The organism is Streptomyces sp. NPDC056128, assembly GCF_042263835.1.
Lineage (GTDB): Bacteria > Actinomycetota > Actinomycetes > Streptomycetales > Streptomycetaceae > Streptomyces.
Window position 1 is genome coordinate 1 of record NZ_JBHJVQ010000017.1, and the last position, 23,670, is coordinate 23,670.

At 72.9% G+C, this 23,670-nt stretch carries 24 protein-coding genes and 1 tRNA gene; 12 read left to right on the plus strand and 13 right to left on the minus strand.

Annotated elements, in window-relative coordinates:
• Positions 1–66 precede the first annotated feature (66 nt).
• The 4 genes from mshC to ACFC1X_RS26365 form a co-directional block, all read right to left on the minus strand.
• Positions 67–1,296 carry a cysteine--1-D-myo-inosityl 2-amino-2-deoxy-alpha-D-glucopyranoside ligase gene (gene mshC, locus ACFC1X_RS26350; RefSeq protein WP_376357568.1) on the minus strand — a complete coding sequence of 410 codons (1,230 nt, stop codon included), beginning with the start codon at positions 1,294–1,296 and terminating at the stop codon, positions 67–69.
• Between the two features lie 110 nt (positions 1,297–1,406).
• Positions 1,407–2,237 (minus strand): SCO1664 family protein, encoded by an 831-nt coding sequence (locus tag ACFC1X_RS26355; RefSeq protein WP_376357569.1) that lies wholly within the window; start codon positions 2,235–2,237, stop codon positions 1,407–1,409.
• Positions 2,201–2,791, minus strand: a complete 591-nt coding sequence (locus ACFC1X_RS26360; RefSeq protein WP_122617332.1) for a DUF3090 domain-containing protein — start codon at positions 2,789–2,791, stop codon at positions 2,201–2,203. Before ACFC1X_RS26360 ends, ACFC1X_RS26355 begins: the two co-directional genes overlap by 37 nt.
• A 79-nt stretch (positions 2,792–2,870) precedes the next feature.
• Positions 2,871–3,557 carry a histidine phosphatase family protein gene (locus tag ACFC1X_RS26365; RefSeq protein WP_376357571.1) on the minus strand — a complete coding sequence of 229 codons (687 nt, stop codon included), beginning with the start codon at positions 3,555–3,557 and terminating at the stop codon, positions 2,871–2,873.
• 61 nt (positions 3,558–3,618) lie between these two features.
• Between ACFC1X_RS26365 and ACFC1X_RS26370 the strand changes: the two genes are divergently transcribed.
• Positions 3,619–4,614, plus strand: a complete 996-nt coding sequence (locus ACFC1X_RS26370) for a magnesium and cobalt transport protein CorA (protein WP_376357573.1) — start codon at positions 3,619–3,621, stop codon at positions 4,612–4,614.
• A gap of 4 nt (positions 4,615–4,618) precedes the next feature.
• On the opposite strand, the gene ACFC1X_RS26375 is transcribed toward ACFC1X_RS26370, so the two are convergent.
• A complete protein-coding gene (locus ACFC1X_RS26375; RefSeq protein ID WP_376357575.1) occupies positions 4,619–5,407 on the minus strand; it encodes a ferritin-like domain-containing protein in 789 nt (262 codons plus the stop codon).
• Between the two features lie 226 nt (positions 5,408–5,633).
• Positions 5,634–6,689 carry an LLM class F420-dependent oxidoreductase gene (locus ACFC1X_RS26380; protein ID WP_234960835.1) on the minus strand — a complete coding sequence of 352 codons (1,056 nt, stop codon included), beginning with the start codon at positions 6,687–6,689 and terminating at the stop codon, positions 5,634–5,636.
• Between the two features lie 113 nt (positions 6,690–6,802).
• Between ACFC1X_RS26380 and ACFC1X_RS26385 the strand changes: the two genes are divergently transcribed.
• Positions 6,803–7,789, plus strand: a complete 987-nt coding sequence (locus ACFC1X_RS26385) for an aldo/keto reductase (protein WP_376357577.1) — start codon at positions 6,803–6,805, stop codon at positions 7,787–7,789.
• The gene (locus ACFC1X_RS26390) at positions 7,786–9,969 is read left to right on the plus strand and encodes a helix-hairpin-helix domain-containing protein (RefSeq protein WP_376357579.1); all 2,184 of its coding nucleotides are present in this window, start codon (positions 7,786–7,788) and stop codon (positions 9,967–9,969) included. Before ACFC1X_RS26385 ends, ACFC1X_RS26390 begins: the two co-directional genes overlap by 4 nt.
• A gap of 42 nt (positions 9,970–10,011) precedes the next feature.
• On the opposite strand, the gene ACFC1X_RS26395 is transcribed toward ACFC1X_RS26390, so the two are convergent.
• Positions 10,012–10,770, minus strand: coding sequence for a hypothetical protein (locus ACFC1X_RS26395; RefSeq protein WP_376357580.1), 759 nt, complete (start codon positions 10,768–10,770; stop codon positions 10,012–10,014).
• A gap of 47 nt (positions 10,771–10,817) precedes the next feature.
• Between ACFC1X_RS26395 and ACFC1X_RS26400 the strand changes: the two genes are divergently transcribed.
• On the plus strand, positions 10,818–11,006 hold the full coding sequence (locus ACFC1X_RS26400; RefSeq protein WP_376357582.1) for a DUF5703 family protein: 189 nt from the start codon (positions 10,818–10,820) through the stop codon (positions 11,004–11,006).
• Positions 11,007–11,061: 55 nt separating this feature from the next.
• Here the strand turns inward: ACFC1X_RS26400 and ACFC1X_RS26405 are convergent, their stop codons facing one another.
• From ACFC1X_RS26405 to ACFC1X_RS26415, 3 genes are all read right to left on the minus strand, one after another.
• Entirely contained in the window at positions 11,062–11,880 is an 819-nt protein-coding gene (locus ACFC1X_RS26405) for a chaplin (protein WP_376357584.1), read from the minus strand.
• Positions 11,881–12,050: 170 nt separating this feature from the next.
• Positions 12,051–12,284 (minus strand): chaplin ChpH, encoded by a 234-nt coding sequence (gene chpH / locus ACFC1X_RS26410; RefSeq protein ID WP_376357586.1) that lies wholly within the window; start codon positions 12,282–12,284, stop codon positions 12,051–12,053.
• Positions 12,285–12,414: 130 nt separating this feature from the next.
• Positions 12,415–13,740 carry a M20/M25/M40 family metallo-hydrolase gene (locus ACFC1X_RS26415; protein WP_376357588.1) on the minus strand — a complete coding sequence of 442 codons (1,326 nt, stop codon included), beginning with the start codon at positions 13,738–13,740 and terminating at the stop codon, positions 12,415–12,417.
• 163 nt (positions 13,741–13,903) lie between these two features.
• Between ACFC1X_RS26415 and ACFC1X_RS26420 the strand changes: the two genes are divergently transcribed.
• Together ACFC1X_RS26420 and ACFC1X_RS26425 are read left to right on the plus strand one after the other, a co-directional pair.
• Positions 13,904–13,991 (plus strand) — tRNA-Leu (locus ACFC1X_RS26420).
• 53 nt (positions 13,992–14,044) lie between these two features.
• Positions 14,045–14,416: a YchJ family protein gene (locus ACFC1X_RS26425; protein WP_376357590.1), complete on the plus strand. Its 372-nt coding sequence runs from the start codon at positions 14,045–14,047 to the stop codon at positions 14,414–14,416.
• Between the two features lie 14 nt (positions 14,417–14,430).
• On the opposite strand, the gene ACFC1X_RS26430 is transcribed toward ACFC1X_RS26425, so the two are convergent.
• Positions 14,431–15,132 (minus strand): FadR/GntR family transcriptional regulator, encoded by a 702-nt coding sequence (locus ACFC1X_RS26430; RefSeq protein ID WP_122617343.1) that lies wholly within the window; start codon positions 15,130–15,132, stop codon positions 14,431–14,433.
• A gap of 137 nt (positions 15,133–15,269) precedes the next feature.
• On the opposite strand from ACFC1X_RS26430, the gene ACFC1X_RS26435 reads away from it, so the two are divergent.
• Genes ACFC1X_RS26435 through ACFC1X_RS26450 form a run of 4 tightly spaced genes read left to right on the plus strand, consistent with a single transcriptional unit; the run spans position 15,270 to position 19,101 of the window.
• Complete coding sequence (locus ACFC1X_RS26435; protein WP_376357592.1) at positions 15,270–15,797, plus strand: gluconokinase; 528 nt, start codon at positions 15,270–15,272, stop codon at positions 15,795–15,797.
• A 46-nt stretch (positions 15,798–15,843) separates the two neighbouring features.
• A complete protein-coding gene (locus ACFC1X_RS26440) occupies positions 15,844–17,241 on the plus strand; it encodes a GntP family permease (RefSeq protein WP_376357594.1) in 1,398 nt (465 codons plus the stop codon).
• Between the two features lie 40 nt (positions 17,242–17,281).
• Positions 17,282–18,043: an SDR family oxidoreductase gene (locus tag ACFC1X_RS26445; RefSeq protein WP_376357596.1), complete on the plus strand. Its 762-nt coding sequence runs from the start codon at positions 17,282–17,284 to the stop codon at positions 18,041–18,043.
• 17 nt (positions 18,044–18,060) lie between these two features.
• On the plus strand, positions 18,061–19,101 hold the full coding sequence (locus tag ACFC1X_RS26450; protein WP_376357598.1) for an L-idonate 5-dehydrogenase: 1,041 nt from the start codon (positions 18,061–18,063) through the stop codon (positions 19,099–19,101).
• Positions 19,102–19,150: 49 nt separating this feature from the next.
• Here the strand turns inward: ACFC1X_RS26450 and ACFC1X_RS26455 are convergent, their stop codons facing one another.
• The gene (locus tag ACFC1X_RS26455; protein WP_376357600.1) at positions 19,151–20,689 is read right to left on the minus strand and encodes an APC family permease; all 1,539 of its coding nucleotides are present in this window, start codon (positions 20,687–20,689) and stop codon (positions 19,151–19,153) included.
• Between the two features lie 38 nt (positions 20,690–20,727).
• Positions 20,728–21,672, minus strand: coding sequence for a hypothetical protein (locus tag ACFC1X_RS26460; RefSeq protein ID WP_376357602.1), 945 nt, complete (start codon positions 21,670–21,672; stop codon positions 20,728–20,730).
• Positions 21,673–21,926: 254 nt separating this feature from the next.
• On the opposite strand from ACFC1X_RS26460, the gene ACFC1X_RS26465 reads away from it, so the two are divergent.
• Both ACFC1X_RS26465 and ACFC1X_RS26470 read left to right on the plus strand, forming a co-directional pair.
• Positions 21,927–22,820 (plus strand): DMT family transporter, encoded by an 894-nt coding sequence (locus ACFC1X_RS26465; protein WP_376357604.1) that lies wholly within the window; start codon positions 21,927–21,929, stop codon positions 22,818–22,820.
• Positions 22,821–22,844: 24 nt separating this feature from the next.
• Positions 22,845–23,354 (plus strand): NUDIX hydrolase, encoded by a 510-nt coding sequence (locus tag ACFC1X_RS26470; protein ID WP_376357606.1) that lies wholly within the window; start codon positions 22,845–22,847, stop codon positions 23,352–23,354.
• Positions 23,355–23,670: the final 316 nt, after the last annotated feature.

The following is a 23,670-nucleotide window of genomic DNA, read 5'->3' on the forward strand; positions in this document are numbered from 1 at the left end:
GGGGCGCTTCCCGCGGGAAGCGCCCCCGTTCACGTCCGTACGCTGGTTTCGCGTCCGGGCGCGTGCCTAAAGGGCCACGCCCATCAGGGCGTCCACCGCGCGGGAGACGACGCCGGGCGCGCCCTCGTCCGTGCCGCCGCTCTCCTGCTGGCGGGCGGCCCAGCGGTCGACGGCGTCGAGCGCGGCCGGCGAGTCCAGGTCGTTCGCGAGGGCGGCGCGGATCTCCTCGACGAGCGCCTCGGCGGGCGGGCCGTCGGGCCGGGACACGGCGGCGCGCCAGCGGTCCAGCCGCGCGACGGCGTCCCGCAGCACCTGGTCGGTCCACTCCCAATCGGCGCGGTAGTGGTGGGCGAGCAGCGACAGCCGGATGGCGGCGGGGTCGACGCCGTCGTGGCGCAGCCGGGAGACGAAGACCAGGTTGCCCTTGGACTTGGACATCTTCTCGCCGTCGAGACCGACCATGCCGGCGTGGACGTACGCCTTGGCCATGGGGAACTCGCCGGTGAGCGCCTGGGCGTGCGAGGCGCCCATCTCGTGGTGCGGGAAGGCGAGGTCGGAGCCGCCGCCCTGGACGTCGAAGCCCATGCCGAGGTGGTCGAGGGCGATGGCCACGCACTCGATGTGCCAGCCGGGACGCCCGCGGCCGAGGGAGGCGCCGTCCCAGCTGGGCTCGCCCTCGCGGGCCGCCATCCACAGCATCGGGTCGAGCGGGTTCTTCTTGCCCGGCCGGTCCGGGTCGCCGCCCCGCTCCGCGGAGAGCAGCCGCATGGCGGCGGCGTCGAGGTGGGAGACGCCGCCGAAGTGCGGGTCGGCCTCGACGGAGAAGTAGGTGTCGCCCTCCAGCTCGTAGGCGGCGCCGGCGTCGCGCAGCCGCTCGACGAGCGGGACGATGCCGGGTATGGCCTCGACGGCGCCTATGTAGTGCCGCGGCGGCAGCATCCGCAGCGCCGTCATGTCCTCGCGGAAGAGGGCGGTCTCCTTCTCGGCGAGGGCGGTCCAGTCGACGTCGTCGCGCACGGCCCGCTCCAGGAGCGGGTCGTCGACGTCGGTGACGTTCTGGACGTAGTGCACCTGCCGCTTGGTGTCGAGCCACACGCGCTGCACGAGGTCGAACGCGTTGTAGGTCGCCGCGTGCCCCATATGGGTGGCGTCGTACGGCGTGATGCCGCAGACGTAGATGCGGGCGACGGGACCGGGGGCGAGGGTCACCAGGTCTCCGGTCGCGGTGTCGTGGATCCTCAGGTCGCGGCCCTGACCGGGCAGGGCGGGGACCTCGGAAGCGGGCCAGGCATGCATGTCATGAGCGTAACCGGACGGATGTTCCGTACACGAACCGGACCGGGCCGGATGGCCGGTGGGGCGCTCTTGCGCGACACCGGCCCCCGTGCCTCCGCGGTACGGGGTGCCTAGACCGGCGGCCAGGGGATGGCCGGCCACTCGCCGCCCGGCTCGGGGTGTTTCCCGGCGGCCAGCAGGGTGTCGACCCGCGCGCGCGTGGCGTCGAGTTCGGCGGGGGTGATGAGGTCGCCGAGCCTGAGCGCCAGGGCGCCGCCGTCCTTCAGGGCCTCCCTGAGGGCGTCGAGCGCCGCCAGGGCCTCCCCGGTGAGCGGGTCGCCCGCCCAGCCCCACAGCAGGGTGCGCAGCTTGTTCTCGGCGTGGAAGGTGACCCCGTGGTCGATGCCGTACAGCCGCTCGCCGTCGGCGGGCAGCAGGTGCCCGCCCTTGCGGTCGGCGTTGTTGATCACGGCGTCCAGTACGGCGAGCCGGCGCAGCCGCTCGTCGTCGGCGTGCACGAGCAGCGCGGTGCGGCCCTCGCCGACCTCGGCCAGGGCGATCCCCTTCCAGCCGGGGCCGGGGTCCTCCTCGTCCACCAGGGCGAGCAGTTCCGTCTCCGGCACCGCCTCGATCCACAGCTGGACCATGCCCTCGCCGTAGGGCCCGTCGCGCAGCACGGTGGGCGGGACCAGGCCCCAGCCGGTGGCCTCGGACACCTCGTAGGCGGCGACCTCGCGCTGGGCGAGGGTGCCGTCGGGGAAGTCCCACAGGGGCCGCTCGCCGGCGACCGGCTTGTAGATGCAGGCCGCCTCGCGCCCCTCGTGCGTCACGGTGCAGTACAGCGCCGCGTTGGACGCCTCACGGATGCGTCCGCGCACGGTCAGTTCGCCCAGCGCGAGCAACTCGGCCGCGGCCGCGTCGGTGGTCACGCTCCGCGGCGGTATCCGTTCTGGCGCGGACATACGTGTCCTTCCGGGTCGAGCGGGAGACTGCACAGGGGGCACGGCGGGCGCCCGGCGTTGACGACGTCGAGGGCGCGCTTGGCGAAGGCCCTGGCCTGCGCGCCGGTGAGGCGGACCCGGAGCATCGGGGGGCCGTTCTCCTCGTCCTGGAGGAGCCGTTCCTCGGCCTCCGCCAGGTCCTCCTCGGACTCGGCCTCCAGCTCCACCAGGGCCTGCGCCTCGACGATCATGCGCTGGTCCTCGCCGTCCCAGGCCAGCGCCATGGTGCCGACCCGGAACTCCTCCTCGACGGGGGTGTCCAGCGGCGCGGTGTCGGACGGTTCGGTGGGTGCCACGGCGGGGACGACGGTGCTGCCGCCGCTGCGCCGTACGACCTCGTCCAGCAGCTCGTCCATGCGCTCGGCGAGGGCGGCGACCTGGGTCTTCTCCAGGGCCACGCTGGTCACCCGGGAGCCTGCGGTGGCCTGGAGGAAGAACGTACGGCGCCCGGGCAGCCCGACCGTACCGGCCACGAAACGTTCCGGTTGGTCGTAGAGGAACACCTGACGGGACACGTCCTGTCTCCATGGAAGTCGGGGAAAGCGGAAGATCGGGGGCACTGCCGCGACCGGTTCACCCTACTGCGGCGGACGATCACGGTGCGCCCGCACCACCCCCGACCGGGGCTTCGTCGTCCGGCGGCGTCTGCTGGGGGGCCAGGGAGGCGAAGTCGCCGGTGTCACCGAGGCGGACGAGGAACGGCCGCAGGCGCGTGTAGCGGATCGCGGTGACGGAGCAGGGCTCGACGGAGATCCGCTGGAAGAGGTCGAGATGAAGGCCGAGCGCCTCCGCGACCAGGGACTTGATGATGTCGCCGTGGGAGCACATGAGGTAGACGGCGTCGGCGCCGTGGTCGCGCTCCACGCGCGCGTTCCACTCGCGTACCGCCTCGGCGGCGCGGGTCTGCATCGCGCGCATCGACTCGCCGCCGGGGAAGGCCGCGGCGGACGGGTGCGACTGCACCACCTCCATGAGGGGCTCGTCCTTGAGTTCGGCGAGCTTGCGGCCGGACCAGTCGCCGTAGTGGCACTCACCGATGCGTTCGTCGGTGTGCGCCCGCAGACCGGGCCGGGCGTCGAGCAGCGGCCGGATCGTCTCCTGGCAGCGCTGGAGCGGGCTGGTGACGATCTCGGAGAGTGGCAGGCCGGCGATCCGCGCGGGCAGCGCGGCGGCCTGTGCGGCGCCGCGTTCGTCGAGGGCAACGCCGGGCGTCCACCCGGCGAGCAGCCCCTCGGTGTTGGCGGTGGAACGTCCGTGCCTAACCAGGATCAGCGTGGGCATGCGGCCAGGGTAGGCGTACGGCGCGATGCAGGGGCGCCGGGGCGAGGGGAGAATGCGTTCGGTGATCGTCGACTGTGCCATCTACCGGGACGGGCACCGCACGGACGGGCCCGAGGACCTGTCCGACGCGCTCGGCGAGGCCCGGTCCGCGGGCGGCTTCGTCTGGATCGGGCTGCATGAGCCGACCGAGGCCGAGTTCGAGCTGGTCAGCCAGGAGTTCGGGCTGCACCCGCTGGCGGTGGAGGACGCGCTCAAGGCGCATCAGCGGCCCAAGCTGGAGGTGTACGACGACTCGCTCTTCGCCGTCCTCAAGCCGGTGGTGTACGAGCCGGACAGCGACACCGTCTCCACCGGGGAGCTGATGATCTTCCTGGGCGACGCGTTCGCGGTCGTGGTCCGGCACGGCGAGGGCTCCCCGCTGAAGGCCGTGCGGCAGCGTCTGGAGCACGAGCCGCAGCTGCTCGGCAAGGGGCCCACGGCGGTGCTGTACGCGATCGCGGACGCCACTGTGGACCACTACCTGGACGTGGCGGTCGAGCTCCAGAACGACTTGGAGGGGCTGGAGGCCGAGGTCTTCTCGCCGGACGGCGGCGGCTCGCGGCACACGGCGTCCAGGATCTACAACTTCAAGCGGCAGATCCTGGAGTTCCGGCGGGCGACCGGTCCGCTGGCGCCGCCGCTGGCCCGGCTGGCGGGGACGGGCGCGTTCGGCTCCGGGGTGCCGTTCGTGAACGACCGGGCGCGGCCGTTCTTCCGGGACGTGAACGACCACCTCACGCGCGTGAACGAGTCGGTGGAGAACCTGGACCGGCTGGTCTCGGACATCCTGTCGGCGCATCTGGCGCAGATGAGCGTCCGCCAGAACGACGACATGCGGAAGATCTCCGCGTGGGCCGCCATGGCCGCGGTCCCCACGATGATCGCGGGGATCTACGGCATGAACTTCGACCACATGCCGGAGCTGCACTGGGTCGGGGGCTACCCGGCGGTGATCCTGCTGATGGCCGCTCTGGAGGTGCTGCTGTTCCGGCAGTTCAAACGCCGGGGCTGGCTCTAGGGGCTCAGGCGACCTCGGGGGCCGGGGTCGTGGGGCCGCCGAGCGCGTCGCGGCGGGCGGGCGTCCGCAGCCGCACCATGCGGCGCCAGCCGGCCAGCCGCTCGTAGGCGTACGTCGCGTGGATGCCGGCCGCGAGCAGCGCCGACCTGCCGCGGGACCAGCCCAGGAGGCGCCCCATGCGGGCCATCACGGCGAGGCTGACGTCCCGGTGGACGCGGATCTCGGCCAGCGCGCACTCGCGCAGGGTCCGCCGGATGTACGGGCCGTGCCCGTCGGCGGCGTAGCGCAGCAGCTCCTCGTGGGAGTAGGCGAGGTGGTTGTCCTCGTCGGCGGAGATCATGCGGACGGCCCGGCCCAGGTCCGGGTGGCCGGCGAAGTACTTGAGGAGCAGCGCCATCTGCTCGGCGGCGCGCTGCTCGGTGACCCTGCTGTGCGCGAGGTAGGTGATGATGTCCCGCACGGTGAGGGGCTGGTCGGCCTTGAGCTTGTCGTGGGCGAGGCCGATGCCGTGCCGCTCCAGGAGCATGGTGTAGTCGGTCTCGGCGGGTACGTCCACGGGTTCGAGGCCGCGCTTCTTCAGCAGGGCGTTGAAGATCCGGCCGTGCTTGTCCTCGTCGGCACCGTGCCGGGTGATCTTGGGGGCGAGGGCGCGCTCGCTCTCCGGCACGAGCGCGGCGATGCGGGCGTTCTCCCAGCCGCCCTGCGACTCGCCGCTGGCCGCGATGGAGCAGAAGAGACGGAACGACTCGTCGTTGTCGAGGATTTCCTGGAACAGGCTCTTGGCCGAAAGCATCGGTGGCCCCTCTCTGCTTCTGCAGGTTCCGCACACTCCGCAAAGCACGAGTCAAGTGCGGAAGCCGGGAGACGGCAACAGGTGCGGCGGACAAGTCCGCCGAAAGAAGGACCACCGGGGTCACGAGGAGGCGTAACCCCCGGCGCGCGGGCGCGTTGTTCCTCGTGACGGCCGTGGCGGGGAAGACCCCCGAGCCCCCACCACGGCCGCAGAACTTGCCGCGAGGTCACGCCAGTCCGGCGCGCTCCAGGGCCTCGGTGCCGGCGCGGAGCGCGGCGAGGCGCTCGTCCAGGGTGAAGCCCGCGGGGGCGAGCGTCAGGGTGGTGACTCCGGCCGCCGCGTAGGCCTTCATCCGGTCCGCGATCCGGTCGACGGAGCCGAGCAGGGTCGTCTGGTCGATCAGCTCGTGCGGCACGGCCGCGGCGGCGCCCTGCTTGTCGCCGGACAGGTACTTGTCCTGGATCTCGGCGGCCTCCCGCTCGTAGCCCATGCGCTGGGCGAGCTGGTTGTAGAAGTTCTGCTTGCGGCTGCCCATGCCGCCGACGTAGAGCGCGGTGTAGGGCCGGAAGGTGTCGGCGAGCGTGGTGACGTCCTTGTCCTCGCCGAGGGCGAGCGGCAGGGTCGGGCAGACGTCGAAGCCGTCGAGGGTCAGGCCGGCCTTCTCGCGTCCGGCGCGCAGGTGCTTGACGGCGGTCTCCTCCAGGTGGTCGGCGGAGGGGAAGATGAGCAGGGCGCCGTCGGCGATCTCGCCGGTCTGCTCCAGGTTCTTGGGGCCGATGGCGGCGATGTAGAGCGGGATGTGCTCGCGCTGCGGGTGCACGGTCAGCTTGATCGGCTTGCCGGGGCCGCCGGGCAGCGGCAGCGTCCAGTGCTGTCCCTCGTACGACAGCCGCTCGCGGGTCATCGCCCTGCGCACGATCTCCACGTACTCGCGGGTGCGGGCGAGGGGCTTGTCGAACTTGACGCCGTACCAGCCCTCGGAGACCTGCGGTCCGGAGACGCCGAGGCCGAGGCGGAAGCGGCCCTGGGAGAGGGAGTCCAGGGTGGCGGCGGTCATCGCGGTCATCGCGGGCTGGCGGGCCGGGATCTGGAAGATGGCCGAGCCCACGTCGATGCGCTCGGTCTGGGCGGCGACCCAGGTGAGCACGGTGGCCGCGTCGGAGCCGTAGGCCTCGGCGGCCCAGCACACGGCGTATCCGAGCCGGTCGGCCTCCTTGGCCACGGCCAGGTTGTCCGCGTCCATTCCGGCACCCCAGTAGCCGAGGTTGATCCCGAGCTGCATGGCCGATTCCCCTTACCCATCAGTAACGTCGCTGGTGTCCCGACCTTAGCGCGCGGAAATCGGTTGTCCACAGGCCCCCACAGCTCAAGCCGTGGCCAGTAATGTCGCCGTTCATGGAGCAGAGGCATCTCGGCCGCACCGGCCTGCGCGTGTCCCGCATCGGTCTCGGCACCCTGACCTGGGGCCGGGGCACGGACGAGCACGACGCCGCGGACCTCTTGAAGACCTTCTGGGAAGCGGGCGGCACACTCGTCGACACGGCGGACGTGTACGGCGACGGGGAGTCGGAGTACCTGCTCGGCCGTCTCATGGAGGGCCTGGTGCCGCGCCGGGACCTGGTGATCTCGACGAAGGCGGGCAGCGTGCCCGATCCCGACCGCCGCTTCGACGGTTCGCGCGGCCATCTGCTCTCCGCGCTGGACGCCTCGCTCGCGCGGCTCGGCACCGACCATGTCGACGTGTGGCACCTGCACGCCTTCGACCCGCACACCCCGCTGGAGGAGACGCTGCACGCCCTCGACGTGGCGGTGAGCAGCGGCCGGGCCCGCTACGCGGGGGTCTCCAACTTCTGCGGCTGGCAGCTCGCCAAGGCCGCGACCTGGCAGCTGGCGGCGCCCGGCGTACGGAACCGGGTGGCGAGCACCCAGATGGAGTACTCCCTGCTGCAGCGGGGCGTCGAGCGTGAGGTGCTGCCGGCCGCCCTGGACATGGGCGTCGGCCTGCTGCCCTCCTCGCCGCTGGGCCGGGGTGTCCTGACCGGCAAGTACCGCAAGGACGCCACGCCCCCGGACTCGCGGGGCGCCTCGGAGCATCTGGCGCCGTTCGTCGCGCCCTACCTCGACGACACGGCCGGGCACATCGTGGACGCGGTGGCGACGGCGGCCGACGGGCTCGCGGTGACCCCGCTCCAGGTGGCGCTGGCGTGGATCCGCGACCGGCCGGGTGTGGTCGCGCCGATCATCGGACCGCGCAACGCGCAGCAGCTCACGGCGGCGTTGTCAGTGGAGGCCCTTAGTCTTCCTGACGAGATCTGCCGGGCGCTCGACGACGTGTCGGCGCCGGTGCACCGCTATCCCGATCACGACTGGAGCACGCTGTGAGCACGGAGCCCGAGCCCGCCTCCGAGGACACCGCAGAGACCGTGGAGCCCGGGCCGGGAACGCCGGGCGCCGAGGACGCCGCGGACGCCGCCGGGACCGGCGGGGAGGGAGGCGACGCGGCCGCCCCGGCGGGGCAGGTGTCCGAGACCGAGGCCGAGCTGGCCGCTCAGCGGGTCGAGCGGGAGCGGATCGAGCGGCGGAAGGCGGAGAGGCAGGGGCCGATCGAGGCCGGGGGCAAGCTCAGCGGCACGGCGGCCGATCTGCTGGCCGCCGTCCGGGCCGTGGAGGGCGGCGAGAAGCCCGCGGCCACCGTCTTCGGCGACCCCGGCCCGGCCCGCCGCCCCGCCCCGGAGCCGGTGCGGCCGTCCCGGCCCGCGCCCGCCGAGCCGTCCGCCGCACCCGTGGGCCCCCCGCCGGAGACCGTCGAGGCGGTCCGGCGCGTGCTGGCCGACGGCGGCGCCCCCGAGGCGCTCGCCCCGCAGACCGCCGTGCTCCTCGGCGAGGGGGCGGAGGAGGCCCTGCGTACGGACCCCTGGCAGCTGCTCCGGGTCGGCGGGGTGCGGCCCGAGCAGGCCGACGGGTTCGCCCGCGCGCTGCTCGGCGCGGAGTGCGGCCCGGACGACGAGCGGCGTGGCCGTGCCGTCACCGTGTGGCTGCTGGAGCAGGCGGCGCTGGCCGGGCACACCGCCCTGGAGCTGGCGCGCCTCACCGCCACGCTGGGTCAGCGGGGCGTGCCGGATCCCGACGCGGCCGTGCAGAGCACGCTGGCCGAGGGCGAGGCGCTGGCCTTCCAGGACGCCCTGGACGAGCCCGGCGCCCGCCCGGAGCGCGCGGCGGGCGGCGCGGAGGGCTCGGGCGAGGAGGACGCGGGGGCCGACGAGCGCCCGGTCCGTGTCCTGATCGGCCTGGAGCGGTACGCGCTCGCCGAGGAGAGCCTGGCCGACGGTCTCGCCCGGCTCGTCAACGCTCCACCGAAGCAGGACGGTTCGGGCGCCGACTGGGAGCAGGCGGCCGCGTCGGCGCAGGGGTCCGCCGCCGAGCTGATCCGCGCCGTCGCGGGCCACGGGCTGGTCCTGCACACCGGCGGGGAGGCGTCCCTGGCCGAACCGGCGGCCCTGTTGCACGCCGCGCACGCCCTGGGGCTGCGTGCCTGGGCCGCCGCGCCGGGCTCGCTCGGCCGCGACCGCTTCGCCGCGCTGCTGGGCGCCGCGGCCGGGGACGGTCCGGCGGTCGTCACCCTGGCCGGGTTGCTGGCCGGTGCCGAGGGGCCGGGGCGGGACGCCGACGGTGCGGTGGACCTGGATCTGCTGGTGGTCGTCGACGCACCGCAGCTGGACGTCGAGGCGGGCGCGCTGCTGGCGGAGTCGCTTTCGGACGGGGCCCGGCTGGTGCTGGCCGGTGACCCGGCGGTGCTCGGCTCGGTGGGTCCCGGGCGGGTCTTCGCGGACCTGCTGGCGGCGGGGGTCTGCCCCCAGATCGCCTCGCGGCTCCCGGATCCGGGCCCGCTCGGCGAACTCGTCTCGGGCATCGGCATCGGTGAGCTGGGCCAGGTGGAGGCGCCCGGCAAGGAGGTCGTGATCGTGCCGGTGCGGGAGGCGGGCGAGGCCGTGCACCGCACCGTCCAGCTCGTCGCGGACTCGGTGCCGCGTGCGATCGGTGTACCCGCCGAGGAGACCCAGGTGATCACGCCGGGCCACGGCGGCGCGGCGGGCACCCGGGCGCTCAACGCGGCGCTGAAGGAACGGCTGAATCCCGGCCCCGGCCGCTTCGGCGGCTTCGACCCCGGCGACCGTGTCGCCTACTCCCCCGCGCCGGGCCGTACGCTGCCCGGCCGGGTGGTGACGGCCGACGCCGACGGACTGCACCTGTCGTGCGGGGGCGAGGACGTGGTCGTCCCCAAGGACCGGGTGGAGGGATCCGTGCGGCACGGGTGGGCCCTCACCGCGCACCAGGCGGTGGGCGGCCGGTGGCCCGCGGTGGTCGTGGTCCTGCCCGGCGACGCCGCGCAGGCCCTCAGCCGCCCCTGGGTCTACACGGCCTTCGGCCGGGCCGCCCGGCACCTCTCCGTGGTCCACGGCGTGGAACAGGCGCTGCCCCACGCCGTGACCGAAATCCCGGCCAAGCCCCGCACGACCCGACTGCCGGCGCTGCTCGCGCCACAGATCCCGACGACCGACTGACCCCGAGCACCGGCCCCCGGGGCGCTCCCGGGGGCCGGCCACTCAGCGACCCGCGGTCGGACGCGTCGGTTCGGTGTCCTCGTCCGGGTCGAGGTCGTCGTCCAGGTCCGTGTCGAGGTCCTCGTCCAGCTCCCCCGCACCGACGTCGCCGCTCTCGTCCGCGTCCGCCTCGTCGTCATCGTCGAGACCGTCGTCGAACTCGTCGTCGAAGACCGCGCTGACGTCGAAGCGGCAGACGACCAGTTGCGGGTCTACCTGGTCGAACGGGGCCTCCAGCCATTCGCCGGGGTCGGCGGTCTCGTCGGCGGCCGTCACCCAGAGCGTGGAGTCGCCCTCCTCCAGTCCGAACTCCTTGTGCCGGGAGGCGATCTCGTCCGGCTCGAACTCGCCGAACAGCAGGCCCAGCGCCCCGTGGACCGTGCCGGAGGCCTCCGCGCCCGCGCCCTCCTCGTCCGCCGCCTCGACCCGCCGGGCCTGGGCCATCAGACGCTGCGGCTCGGCCACCGAGTAGTCCCGGCGGATCAGGACACTGAGCGCGCTGGGCTCCTCGGGGCCCGTGTACGGCGGCATCGAGTCCTCGGTGCCGGGGATCTCGAAGGGAGTGACCTCGTCGTACCGGTCGTAGAGCAGTTCGTCGTACGCCTCCGCGGCCGCGGCCAGCTGGTTGAACGCGTCGTAGACGGCCGGGTCGTCCTCCCCCGACCGGCGTTCGACCGCGGCCAGGTGGCGGTCGAGCGCGGTCTTGACCGCCTCGGCGGCGGCGCGTACCTCGGCAGCGGTGGGCTGCGCAGCATCAGACATAGTGCAGACGCTATCCGTACCGGGCCCCAGCCCGCACAATAGATTCGATGCCGGAATACGAATTTGTCGATGTGTACCTTCCGCGCGGGGTCACCCGCAAGGAGACGACACGTCTGCTGACGGAACATGCCGAGTACGGACACTGGGAGTTGTACCGCCTGACCCTGTTGCGCGACGGCAGCCGGAAGGTACGGCTGCGGCGGCGGATCATCCGCCAGGTTCGCGCCACCTGGTGAGCCGCTGACGGGCCCCGCCGATGCGGGGCCCGCTCCGCGTACCGCACCGCCCGGGTCACGCCGAGGCGCGCGCCTTGCGGTAGAGCACCGTGCCCGCGAGCAGCGCTCCCGCGCCCACCGGCAGGGTGAGGCCCAGCGGCAGGCCGCTGCCGGTCTCGGCGAGGCGGGCGTCGCCGTGCGGCTGGGCGGCGTTCCGGGTACCGGTGCCGTCCTCGTCCGGGGAACCGCCCGGGGTCCCGCCGTCCGGACCGTCCGGGCCGTCCGAGCCCGGCGGGTCGTCCGGGGTGTCCGGGTTCTCGGGGTCGCCCGGGTCACCGGGATCGCCCGGGTCGCCGGGGGGCGTCTCGTGGTCGCCGCCGGGCGGCGTGGAGTGGTCGCCGCCCCCGTTGCCGCAGTCGTTGCCGGTGGCCGGGTTGAGGACACCGACGACGTCGACGCTGTTGCCGCACACGTTCACCGGCACGTGCACCGGCACCTCGATGTGGTTGCCGGACGCGACGCCCGGCGAGTCCGTGGCGTGACCGCCGGCGTGCGAGCCCCCGTTCGAGCCCCCGTTAGAGCCGTCCCCGCCGTCGGAGTCGCCGTATCCGCCGGAGTCGCCGTGTCCGCCCGAGCCCGCGGACGCGCCGCCGCCCCGGTTGGCGCACGAGTTGCCCATCGCCGGATTGAGGAGGCCCACGACGTCGACCGTGTTGCCGCACACGTTCACCGGCACGTGCACCGGCGCCTGCACGGTGTTGCCGGACAGTACGCCGGGCGAACCCGAACTCGAGCCGTGCGCCCCCGAGTCGGCGTGGGCGGTGCCGCCCGCGGCGGCGATCACACCGGTGGCCGCCGCCATCGTCATCAGGCCCTTGCGGGTGACCTGTCGCATTTCCTGGATCCCTGCCTTGCCCTAGTCCCCTGGTACCGAGAATGCCGGGAATTCCGGCGTTGCCGTCGCTCCCCCGCCTCGAAGGTCGTTCAAAAGGTCGTCGGCCCCGGAGCGCATGGCGTGCGCTCCGGGGCCGGCGGACTCAGACCCTCATGGGGCGAGGCACAACGTCACTTGTTGACGCAGACGTTGCCGAAGGCGGGGTTCAGCAGACCGATCACGGAGATCGTGTTGCCGCACACGTTCACCGGGACGTGCACGGGAACCTGAACGACGTTGCCGGAAAGGACACCGGGCGAGTGCACGGCGGCACCCTGCGCACCGGAGTCGGCGACGGCCATGCCCGCGCTCGCGAGAACCAGACCACCGGTGGCAGCCGCGGCGGCGACGACCTTCTTGAGCATTGTTCCTCCTAGTTGGAAAACGCGATCCCAGCTTGCTGATCGCATTACCTGTAACGAGGAGGGAGTAATGAGGCTACGAGCTTATGAGTGCATTCACCCGTCCCGGTTGCCTCCCGTACGCGCAGGCGATTCAGGAGGCGTCGATGAAGCGGTCGAGCACCCGCACGCCGAACTGGAGTCCCTCCACCGGCACCCGCTCGTCCACCCCGTGGAACATGCCCGCGAAGTCCAGCTCCGGCGGCAGCTTGAGCGGCGCGAAACCGAACCCCCGGATGCCCAGGTCGTCGAAGGACTTCGCGTCCGTGCCGCCGGAGAGCATGTAGGGGATCGCCTTCGCGGCCGGGTCCTCGGCCACCAGCGCGGACTGCATCGCCTCGACGAGCGCTCCGTCGAAGGTCGTCTCGACGGCCTTGTCGGCGTGCACGTCCTCGCGCAGCACCTTCGGGCCGAGGATCCGGTCGAGGTCGGCGAGGAACTCCTCCTCGTGCCCGGGCAGGAACCGCCCGTCGACGTGCGCGGTGGCCGCGCCCGGAATGACGTTGACCTTGTAGCCGGCCCCCAGCTGCGTGGGGTTGGCGGTGTTGCGCAGGGTCGCGCCGATGAGCTTGGCGATGCCGCCGAGCCTGGCGAGCGTGGCCTCCATGTCGTCCGCGTCGAGTTCGATGCCCATCGCGTCGCCCAGTTCGTCGAGGAACGCCCGGGTCGTCTTGGTCACGCGGATCGGGAACGTGTGCCGGCCGAGGCGCGCGACGGCCTCCGACAGCTCGGTGATCGCGTTGTCGCGGTGGATCATCGACCCGTGCCCGGCGGTACCGGCCACGGTCAGCTTCATCCAGTGCATGCCCTTCTCGGCCGTCTGGATCAGGTAGAGGCGGCGCTGCTCGCTCACGGTGAAGGAGAAGCCGCCCACCTCGCTGATCGCCTCGGTGACGCCCTCGAAGAGGTCGGGGTGGTTGTCGACGAGGTGCCGGGCGCCGTAGGTGCCGCCTGCCTCCTCGTCGGCGAGGAACGCCAGCACGATGTCGCGCGGCGGCTTGCGCCCGCTGCGCAGCCGGTCGCGGACGACCGCGAGGGTCATCGCGTCCATGTCCTTCATGTCGACGGCGCCGCGGCCCCACACGCAGCCGTCGGCGACCTCGCCGGAGAAGGGGTGGTGGGTCCAGTCGTCCGCGTTGGCCGGGACGACGTCGGTGTGGCCGTGGATGAGCAGCGCGGGCCGGGACGGGTCCTCGCCCTCGATCCGGGCCACCGTGGAGGCTCGTCCGGGGTGGGATTCGAAGATCCGCGGTTCGAGTCCCACCTCCGCGAGCTTCTCCGCGACGTACTCGGCGGCCTTGCGCTCGCCCGGCCCCGAGTGGTCGCCGTAGTTGCTGGTGTCGATCCGGATCAGCTCGCGGCAGAGGTCGACGACCTCGTCCTCGCCGGTGACGCTCCTGGCCGTGCCCGAGTCGCTCACGTGGTTCCTCCCGCTGTCACTGCTGGTGGGTCCCTGCTGGTGGGTCGCTCTCATCCTCTCTCTCCGGACGCCCGTGCCCAAGAAGGGGGTGATCGGCCACCCCGGAAAGCCTGGTAATGTTTACGTCGTCGCCGCGGGCAACGCCCCGCGCGGCAGACACCTTGTCCGGGTGGCGGAATGGCAGACGCGCTAGCTTGAGGTGCTAGTGCCCTTTATCGGGCGTGGGGGTTCAAGTCCCCCCTCGGACACCAGCTGAAACCCCTGCTGAGCAGGGGTTTTCTGCTTTTCCTCTACAGTGGTCGCCATGACCACCCCTCCCTGCCCCTGCGGGCGGTCCGAGCCGTACGAGAAGTGCTGCGGGCGTTTCCACGCCGGGGCCGCCGCCCCGAGCGCCGAGGCCCTGATGCGCTCGCGCTACAGCGCCTTCGTGAAGGGCGACGCCGGGTACCTGCTGCGGACCTGGCACCCGAGGACCCGGCCCGCCCGGCTGGACCTGGACCCGGGGACGCGCTGGACCGGCCTGGAGATCCTGGACTCGACGAGCGGGTCCGCCTTCCACACCACCGGGACGGTCACCTTCCGCGCCTCCCACCGCGGTGGCTCGCTGCACGAGCGGAGCCGCTTCGAGCGGGTGGACGGGGCATGGGTGTACGTGGACGGGGAGTTCCTCGACTGACGCCCGCCCGGCAGTCAGGGTGCCAGGATGTCCAGCTCCTGCAGCGCGCCGACGGTGATCTCCCGGGTCAGCCGCTCGGCGCGCTCGGCGTCCCGGGCCCGTACCGCCTCGGCGACCTGGACGTGCAGGGTGACGGCGGCCGGGTCGGGGTCCTCGAACATCACGTCGTGGTGGGTGCGGCCGGCCAGGACCTCGGCGACGACGCCGCCGAGGCGGGCGAACATCTCGTTGCCCGAGGCGGTGAGGATGACGCGGTGGAAGGCCACGTCGTGGAAGAGGTACTCCTCCAGCCGGTGCCCGCGCGAGTTGGCGACCATGCCGAGCGCGCACTCGGTCAGCTCGGCGCACTGCTCCGGCGTGGCGAGCCGCGCCGTGAGGCCGGCCGCGACCGGCTCGACCGCCGACCTCAGTACGGTCAGGGAGCGCAGCTGCCGGGGGCGTTCCGCGCCGGCCAGGCGCCAGCGGATGACCTGCGGGTCGTAGACGTTCCACTCGCACTCGGGCAGGACGGTGACGCCCACGCGGCGGCGTGACTCGACGAGGTGCATGGACTCCAGGACCCGGACCGCCTCGCGCATCACGGAGCGTGACACCTCGAAGCGCTGCGCGAGTTCGTCCGTGCGCAACACGCTGCCCGCGGGGTATTCGCCCGCTGTGATCGCGGGACCGAGGGTGTCCAGTACGCGGCCGTGCAGCCCCCGGCCCGGTGTGCTCATGCACTCAGCGTACGGGGCGCGTCACGGGAATAAAAAGTCAGACTTATATGTCACAGCCTCTTGAATTCGTCGTACCTAATGGGTTTCAGTGGCGTCGACATCACGTGTCGACGAAGACAGCAGACAGCGAGAGTGCGATGCAGCGACTGCACACCCCCCATGTCGTCGTGGTCATGGGCGTAGCGGGCACCGGGAAGACCACCATCGGCCCCCTGCTCGCGGCCCGGCTCGGCGTTCCCTACGCCGAGGGCGACGACTTCCACCCGCCGGCCAACATCGCCAAGATGACGGCCGGCACCCCGCTCACGGACGAGGACCGCTGGCCGTGGCTGGACGCCATCGGCGGCTGGGCCGACGGGCGTGCGGGGCTCGGTGGGGTGGTGAGCAGTTCGGCGCTCAAGCGGTCGTACCGCGACCGGTTGCGGGCAGCCGCTCCCGGTGTCGTCTTCGTGCATCTCACGGGCAGCCGTGAGCTGATCGAGGACCGGATGGCGCACCGGCAGGGCCACTTCATGCCGACGGCCCTGCTCGACTCCCAGTTCGCCACCCTCCAGCCGCTCCAGTCGGACGAGGCCGGGGTCGCGGTGGACGTCGCCGGTACGCCCGAGGAGATCACCGAGCGGGCGGCGAGCGCCCTGAGCGACCTCCCCGAGCCGGTCCAGTAACCCCCCGCACCGTCCCCCGAATCCCCATCACCGCAAGGAACCCACCGTGACCAGACTCAGCGTCGAGATGCTGGCAGCGGACACCGTCGAGCCGATCACCTCGGCCGGACATGCCCAACTGGGCATCGCCGTGCTCCTCGGCATCGCCGTCATCGTGCTGCTCATCACCAAGTTCAAGCTGCATGCCTTCCTGTCGCTGACCATCGGGTCACTGGCGCTCGGCGCGTTCGCCGGGGCGCCGCTGGACAAGGTCATCACCAGCTTCACCGCCGGGCTCGGCTCCACCGTCGCGGGCGTCGGCGTGCTGATCGCCCTCGGCGCGATCCTCGGCAAGATGCTCGCCGACTCCGGCGGCGCCGACCAGATCGTGGACACCATCCTCGCCAGGGCGACGCCTCGTTCGATGCCGTGGACGATGGTGCTGATCGCCTCGGTCATCGGACTGCCGCTGTTCTTCGAGGTCGGCATCGTGCTGCTGATCCCGGTCGTGCTGATGGTCGCCAAGCGCGGCAACTACTCGCTGATGCGGATCGGTATCCCGGCCCTCGCCGGTCTCTCCGTGATGCACGGCCTGGTCCCGCCGCACCCCGGCCCGCTGGTCGCGATCGACGCGGTCGGCGCCAACCTCGGCGTGACCCTGGCGCTGGGCGTGCTGATCGCCATCCCGACGGTGATCATCGCGGGTCCGGTGTTCTCGAAGTACGCCGCCCGCTGGGTGGACGTCCCCGCTCCCGACCGGATGATCCCGACGCGCGCCTCCGAGGACCTGGAGAAGCGCCCGGGCTTCGGCGCGACGCTGGCCACGATCCTGCTGCCGGTCGTGCTGATGCTGCTCAAGGCGCTCGTCGACATCATCGTCGACGACCCGGAGAACCTGGTGCAGCGCACCTTCGACGTCATCGGCAACCCGCTGATCGCCCTGCTGGTCTCCGTGATCGTCGGCATCTTCACGCTGCTGCGGCCCGCCGGGTTCGGCAAGGACCGGCTGTCGGGCCTGGTCGAGAAGGGCCTCGCGCCCATCGCCGGCATCCTGCTGATCGTCGGCGCGGGCGGCGGCTTCAAGCAGACGCTGATCGACTCCGGCGTGGGCCAGATGATCCTGGAGATCTCCAAGGACTGGTCGATCCCGGCGCTGCTGCTGGCCTGGCTGATCGCGGTGGCGATCCGGCTGGCGACCGGTTCGGCGACGGTGGCGACGGTCTCGGCGGCCGGTCTGGTCGCTCCGCTCGCGGCCGACATGTCGACCACGCACGCCGCCCTGCTGGTCCTGGCCATCGGCGCCGGCTCGCTCTTCTTCAGCCACGTCAACGACGCCGGCTTCTGGCTGGTGAAGGAGTACTTCGGGCTGAGCGTCGGCCAGACCATCAAGACCTGGTCCGTCATGGAGACGATCATCTCGGTGGTCGCCGGAGCCCTGGTCCTGCTGTTGTCCCTGGTCATATAGGCGCACGGGACACCGGCCAGTCAGAAGCAGGAGTACGACGATGACGGCTCACTCTCTCTTCGACATCGGCGGGCGTACGGCCCTGGTGACCGGCTCCAGCCGGGGCATCGGGCTGGCCCTGGCCCGGGGCCTGGCCGAGGCAGGCTGCCGCGTGGTCCTCAACGGACGCGACGGCGGACGCCTCACCGAGGCGGCCGCCGGCCTCCCGGGCGACGTGCACACGGCCGCCTTCGACGTGACCGACGGCCCGTCCGTGGCCGCCGGGATCGCGGAGGTCGAGGAGCGGGTGGGCCCGCTCGACATCCTGGTCAACAACGCTGGCATGCAACTGCGGGCGCCGCTCCTGGAGTTCGCGGACGCCGACTGGCACCGCATCCTGGACACCAACCTCACCAGCGCCTTCCTGGTGGGCCGGGAGGCCGCGCGCCGGATGACGGAACGCGGCCACGGCAAGATCGTCAACATCTGCTCGCTGCAGAGCGAGGTGGTCCGCCCGGGCATCGCGCCCTACGCGGCCACCAAGGGCGCGCTGAAGATGCTCACCAAGGGCATGTGCGCCGACTGGGGCCCGCGCGGAGTCCAGGTCAACGGGCTCGGTCCCGGCTACATCGAGACCGAGCTGACCCGGCCCCTGGTCGAGGACGAGGAGTTCAGCGCCTGGGTGCGCGGGCGCACGCCTGCCGGGCGCTGGGGCACTACGCAGGACCTGGTGGGCGGGCTGCTGTTCCTCGCCTCGCCCGCCGCGGACTTCGTCGGCGGACAGGTGCTGTACGTCGACGGCGGCATGACGAGCGTGCTGTGAACGCCGGGGAGGCTGCCATGCGGGGTTGTGTGATCCACGGCGCCGGAGACCTGCGGGTCGAGGAGGTGCCGGTCCCCCGCCCCGGTCCGGGCGAGGCGCTGGTCGCCGTGCGCTACGGCGGCGTGTGCGGCTCCGATCTGCACTACTGGCGGCACGGCGGGGTCGGCGACTTCCGGCTGCGCGAGCCGATGCTGCTAGGGCACGAGGTGGTCGGCACGGTGGTGGCGTACGGCTCCCCCGGCACGCCGGGCCCGGCCGTCGGTACGCCCGTCGCCGTGCACCCGGCGACCCCGTGCGGGGTGTGCCCGGAGTGCGTGGACGGGCGGCGCAATGTCTGCCGGGACACCCGCTACCTGGGCAGCGCGGCCCGCTTCCCCCACGTGCAGGGCGGCTTCGCGTCCCGGATCGCCGTCCCGGCCTCCCAGCTCCGGGCCCTTCCGTCCGGCCTCGACCCCCGGCGCGCGGCCCTCGCCGAGCCCCTCTCCGTCGCCCTGCACGCCGTACACCGGGCCGGGGACCTGACCGGCCGGCACGTCCTGGTCACCGGTGCCGGGCCCATGGGCTGCCTGGTGGTCGCGGCGGCCAAGGCGGCGGGCGCGGCCCGCGTGACGGTGTCGGACCTGCTGCCGGCGGCCCTGGAGTACGCGCGGGCCGCGGGCGCCGACGTGCTGGTACGGGCCGACGACCCGGGCGACGCCGGGTGGCCGGCCGAGGTGGACGTGGCGATCGAGGCGTCCGGGGTGGCAGCGGGCCTGGACGCCTGTCTGCGGCTGGTCCGGCGCGGCGGGGTGGTGGTCCAGCTCGGCATGCTGCCGCCGGGCCGGAGCCCCTTCGCGGGCAACCTGGTGGTGAGCCGGGAGATCGAGCTGCGCGGGGCCTTCCGCTTCGACGGCGAGTTCGACGCGGCGCTGGAGCTGCTCGCCGCCGAGCCCGCGTTCGACGCGCTGGTCGGCGCGGTGGTCCCGGTGCGCGACGCGGAGTCGGCGTTCGAACTGGCCGCGGACCGGAGCCGGTCCTGCAAGGTGCTCCTGGACTTCGGGGCGGACCCGGCGCTCTGAGGCCCCGGGACCCGCACGTCTCCTACGCCCTCCTCCTGATCCCTCCTGATCAGGAGGACGCCGCCTTGTCCAGCTGGAACGCCTCGTTGCCCTGCCCGATGCGGGCGTGCCGCTCGGGTGCCCGGGAGCGCAGCAGCAGTCCCTGCACCACACCGGCGACGGCCGCGAGGCCGATGATGCCGGGCAGCACCCAGCTCAGGGCGGAGTCGGGACCGGCGCCGACCAGGACGTCGAAGTCCTTGACCGTGTACCCGGCGATCACCAGCAGGGCGATGCCCGCGACGGCGGAGGTGGCGAGCCGCACGCCCTGGGCGCCGGCGGCCCCGCGGCGTACGAAGAAGGCCACCACGGAGAACGAGGCGGTGGCCATCAGCAGGATCACGCCGAGGGCGCCGATGTTGCCGCCCCAGGTGAACAGGTGCAGCACGGGCTGGGTGGGGTCGCCGTTCGGCTTGTCGTCGGCGAGGGCGAACCCGGCCACGACGACCACGGAGACGGCGGTCTGGAGCAGCGAGCCGGTGCCCGGGGCACCGCTGGAGCCGCTGGTCCGGCCGAAGGCGGCGGGCAGCAGTCCTTCGCGGCCCATGGCGAAGGCGTACCGGGCGACGACGTTGTGGAAGCTGAGCAGGGCGGCGAACATGCCGGTCACGAAGAGCACGTGCAGCACGTCCGTGAAGGTGGAGCCGAGCCGCGACTCGGTCAGGAAGAAGAGCAGTCCGGCGCTCTGCTCCTGGGCGGTACCGACGATCCTGTCCGGCCCGGTGGCCACGGTCAGCGCCCAGCTGCTGAGCGCGAAGAAGACGGCGACCCCACCGACCGCCAGGAACATGACACGCGGTACCAGCACGTGCGGCCGGCTGGTCTCCTCGGCGTACACGGGCGCCTGCTCGAAGCCGAGGAAGGCGGCGATGCAGAAGCACAGGGCGGTGCCGACCCCTGCGCCGGTCAGGGTGTCCGGGTTGAAGGCGTGCAGCGAGAGCCCCTGCGGTCCCGGGTCGGCGACGGCGGCGATGTCGAAGACGACCACCAGGACCACTTCGATGAGCAGCAGTACGCCCAGGACGCGCGCGTTGACGTCGATCTTCAGCCAGCCCAGCGTGCCGACGGCGAACACGGCCAGCAGCGCGGGGATCCACCAGGCGACGTCCAGGTCGGCGTAGGTGGCCAGGAGCCCGGAGACCTCGAAGCCGAAGATGCCGTAGATGCCGACCTGGAGCGCGTTGTAGGCGACCAGCGCGACCAGGGCGGCACCCGCGCCGGCGGTGCCGCCGAGGCCGCGGGAGATGTACGCGTAGAAGGCGCCCGCGTTGTGGACGTGCCGGCTCATCTCGGCGTACCCGACGCTGAAGAGGATCAGCACCACGCCGAGCAGCACGAAGAGCAGCGGCTGCCCCACGATGCCCATCACGGCGAAGGTGGTGGGCATGACGCCCGCGACCACCATCAGCGGGGCCGTGGCGGCGAGCACGGACAGCAGCAGCCCGCCCGTGCCCAGCCGGTCGGCGCGCAGCGCGCGCTCCTCGCCCTTGAAGGTACTGATGGCGCCACCGTTCGCGGTTCTGCCCGTGCTCGAACTGCCCGTGGTCATCGGGGGACGTCCTTCTCTCGTCTGCGGGGGGGGGATGGTCAGGCCGTACCGAGCGCGCTCGCGCGGGCCGCGCGGAAGGCGGGTAACGGGTCGCGGTCGGGATACGCCCAGGGGGCGGGCGTGACGTGCTCGCCGATGCGGTGGAACAGGGCGGCGGCCTCGGCGCCCCGGCCCTCGCAGCACTTCGCGTGGGCGAGGAAGTTGAGGTCGATCAGCCGGCGCGGGTGGCCGTCCTGCTCCCACTCGAGCCACCAGTCGAAGGCCGCCTTCATCACCAGCCGGGCGCGGCGCCCCACCCAGTGGCCGGCGGTGTTCGGGTCGGTGGACTCGTGCCCGGCGACGGCGAGCACGCGGTAGCGCTCGGCGTGCGCGACGACCGGGAGGATGGCCAGCGGAGAGTCGGCGGGGGCCTGCTCGGCGGCCCAGTTGGCGAAGTCGTACACCTCGTGCAGCGGGTCGGGACCGCCGCCGCGCTCGGCGAGCCGGGCCACCATCAGGTGGTGGGCGTGGTGGTGGTCGGCGTACCGCACCCGCACCTCGTCGAAGACCCGGACGACGTCCTCCTCGGCGCCCAGCGAGCGCTCCAGCATGAGGAGCCCGAGCCAGGGCGTGGGGTCGCCGGGCACGAGCGCGGCGGCGCCCCGGCACGCCTCCCGGGCCCGGGCGGCCTTCTCCTTGCCCCGCAGGGCGCGATGGACCAGGGCGAGGGCGAGCAGCACCGACGCGTCGGCGGAGTCGGGTTCGGCGAGCAGCCACTCGCGGGCCCAGGGGGCGCAGTAGGGCTCCTTGGCGAGGACGGCCACCCGATGCCCCCGGCGGTCCCAGTCGTCACCCGTGTGGACCAGCAGGGAGCGGACGGACTGCCAGCGCCCCTGGGCCAATGCCGCGCGGGCGGCTATGAGTTCGGCGTCGTCGAGGGCCTCGTCGAACGCCTGGGCCGCACGTCTGCGGCCGCGGCCGAGGGGAGGCGGGGGTGGGGACACCGCGGGAAACTTCCTCACGCGACGCGGGGGGTCGTCGTAGCCGGACTGCCATGAACTGATCACGCACAGCAAACCGGCCGCCAAGGCTTGACGTCAAGAGGATTCCGTTCGTTACACGCGTCAACTCATTTGCTGGCAGGGCAACTTGACCGGTCCCCACCCCGAATGCCGCACTCGCCCGGCGACCGGCTGCCGCCGACACTAGAGTCGGCCTCGACGCACCCGTGACCCGACTGACGATCGAGGTACGCAGCGTGTCGGTTCTGGTTCTGGTTCTCGCCGTGAGCGCCGCGTGCTGCCTGGGCTTCGGTTTCGTCCTCCAGCAGAACGCCGCGCAGCGCGCTCCGCTGGGCGACTTCCTCTCGCCCCGCCTGCTGCTCGACCTGGTGCGGGTGCCTCGCTGGCTGGCCGGCATGGGGCTGATGGTGGCCGGCATGGTGCTGGGCGCGATCGCGCTGGGCGGCGGCGAACTCACCCTCGTCGAACCCCTGCTGGCGACCAACCTCCTCTTCGCGCTCGCGCTGTCCCGCCTCCAGACCCGGCAGCCGCTGGGCCCGCAGGGCTGGGCCGGCCTGGCGCTGCTCGCGGGCGGGGTGACGGCGTTCATCCTGGCGGGCGAGCCGCGCGGCGGCAGCGCGGTGAGCGACCCGCTGCGGCACTGGCTGATCATCGGCGTGATGCTGGGCGTGGCGGTCCTGCTCGCGGCATGCGCCGGACGCTTCCGGCTGACCTGGGGCCCGACCCTGCTGGCCCTGGCCGCCGGGCTGCTCTACGGGGTGCAGGACGCGCTGACGCGGGTCAGCGGACGCCGCTTCTCCGCGGGCGGCCTCGCGGAACTGCTGACGGGCTGGCAGCCGTACGTGGTCGTGGTCCTCGGCGTCACCGGCCTGGTCCTGGTCCAGAGCGCCTTCGAGACGGCGCCGCTGCGCAGGTCGCTGCCCGCGCTGACGGCCGCCCAGCCGCTCGCGGGCATCGCCTGCGGGGTCGGTTTCCTCGGCGACCGCCTGCGCACCGACACCGCGGCGCTGGCTTGGGAGGCGGGCGGGCTCGCGTCGGTGGTGGCCGGCATCGTGCTGCTGGGCATGCACCCCGCGATGCCGCAGGGCACGGGCGAGAGCGGACGCGAACGGGCGCTGCAGCGGCGCTGACCGGCCGCTGCTTGGATGGTCGGCATGAGCGCTGCTGACGAGATCCTCGACATCGTCGACGAGAACGACCACGTCGTCGGACAGGCCCGGCGGGGCGACGCGTACGCACGTGGGCTGCGCCATCGCTGCGTGTTCGTGTGGGCCAGGGACGCGGAGGGCCGGGTCTTCGTCCACCGCCGCACGGCGACGAAGCTGGTGTTCCCCTCCCAGTACGACATGTTCGTCGGCGGGGTGGTGGGAGCGGGCGAGTCGTACGACGACGCGGCGCTGCGGGAGGCGGAGGAGGAGCTGGGGGTCACCGGGCTGCCGCGCCCGGAGTTCCTCTTCAAGTTCCTGTACGACGACGGCGCCGGGCGGACCTGGTGGTCGGCGGTGTACGAGGTGCGCTGCGAGGGCCCGGTCACTCCGCAGGTGGAGGAGGTGGCCTGGCACGGGTTCCTGCCGGAGGCGGAGCTGGAACGACGCCTCGGGGAGTGGGAGTGGGTGCCGGACGGTTTGGCGGCGTATGCGCGGCTGCGGGCCGGGGGTGGGTGACGCGGGCCGACGCTTGCCGGGTGCCGCTCTCTGTGGGACGGGTGCCGCCCCAGCGGCACGACTGCCCGCAGCTGGGGCGGGAGCGACTACCCGCAGCTGGGGCGGCGACTACCGGCAGCTAGGGGGGGACGGCCGGATAGCCGCGTACGGCGAGAAGGGGTCGTGTCGGGGGGTGTCCGCCCGCAGCGGTTGGCGCGTCAGCACAGAGAACTTCTGTGGCCGACCGATTCCGCGCCGTTCCGAGGACGGACACCCCCCCGGCGCGGCCCCGACCCACCACCGAACCCCACGCGCTACGCGCACCCCCCGAAGCAGC

Coding starts and splice junctions, on each gene's coding strand:
- mshC (WP_376357568.1), bottom strand. CDS start 1,296: ATGCATGCCTGGCCCGCTTCCGAGGTCCCCGCCCTGCCCGGTCAGGGC.
- ACFC1X_RS26355 (WP_376357569.1), bottom strand. CDS start 2,237: ATGTCCGCGCCAGAACGGATACCGCCGCGGAGCGTGACCACCGACGCG.
- ACFC1X_RS26365 (WP_376357571.1), bottom strand. CDS start 3,557: ATGCCCACGCTGATCCTGGTTAGGCACGGACGTTCCACCGCCAACACC.
- ACFC1X_RS26375 (WP_376357575.1), bottom strand. CDS start 5,407: ATGCTTTCGGCCAAGAGCCTGTTCCAGGAAATCCTCGACAACGACGAG.
- ACFC1X_RS26380 (WP_234960835.1), bottom strand. CDS start 6,689: ATGCAGCTCGGGATCAACCTCGGCTACTGGGGTGCCGGAATGGACGCG.
- ACFC1X_RS26385 (WP_376357577.1), top strand. CDS start 6,803: ATGGAGCAGAGGCATCTCGGCCGCACCGGCCTGCGCGTGTCCCGCATC.
- ACFC1X_RS26395 (WP_376357580.1), bottom strand. CDS start 10,770: ATGTCTGATGCTGCGCAGCCCACCGCTGCCGAGGTACGCGCCGCCGCC.
- ACFC1X_RS26400 (WP_376357582.1), top strand. CDS start 10,818: ATGCCGGAATACGAATTTGTCGATGTGTACCTTCCGCGCGGGGTCACC.
- ACFC1X_RS26405 (WP_376357584.1), bottom strand. CDS start 11,880: ATGCGACAGGTCACCCGCAAGGGCCTGATGACGATGGCGGCGGCCACC.
- chpH (WP_376357586.1), bottom strand. CDS start 12,284: ATGCTCAAGAAGGTCGTCGCCGCCGCGGCTGCCACCGGTGGTCTGGTT.
- ACFC1X_RS26425 (WP_376357590.1), top strand. CDS start 14,045: ATGACCACCCCTCCCTGCCCCTGCGGGCGGTCCGAGCCGTACGAGAAG.
- ACFC1X_RS26430 (WP_122617343.1), bottom strand. CDS start 15,132: ATGAGCACACCGGGCCGGGGGCTGCACGGCCGCGTACTGGACACCCTC.
- ACFC1X_RS26435 (WP_376357592.1), top strand. CDS start 15,270: ATGCAGCGACTGCACACCCCCCATGTCGTCGTGGTCATGGGCGTAGCG.
- ACFC1X_RS26445 (WP_376357596.1), top strand. CDS start 17,282: ATGACGGCTCACTCTCTCTTCGACATCGGCGGGCGTACGGCCCTGGTG.
- ACFC1X_RS26450 (WP_376357598.1), top strand. CDS start 18,061: ATGCGGGGTTGTGTGATCCACGGCGCCGGAGACCTGCGGGTCGAGGAG.
- ACFC1X_RS26455 (WP_376357600.1), bottom strand. CDS start 20,689: ATGACCACGGGCAGTTCGAGCACGGGCAGAACCGCGAACGGTGGCGCC.
- ACFC1X_RS26470 (WP_376357606.1), top strand. CDS start 22,845: ATGAGCGCTGCTGACGAGATCCTCGACATCGTCGACGAGAACGACCAC.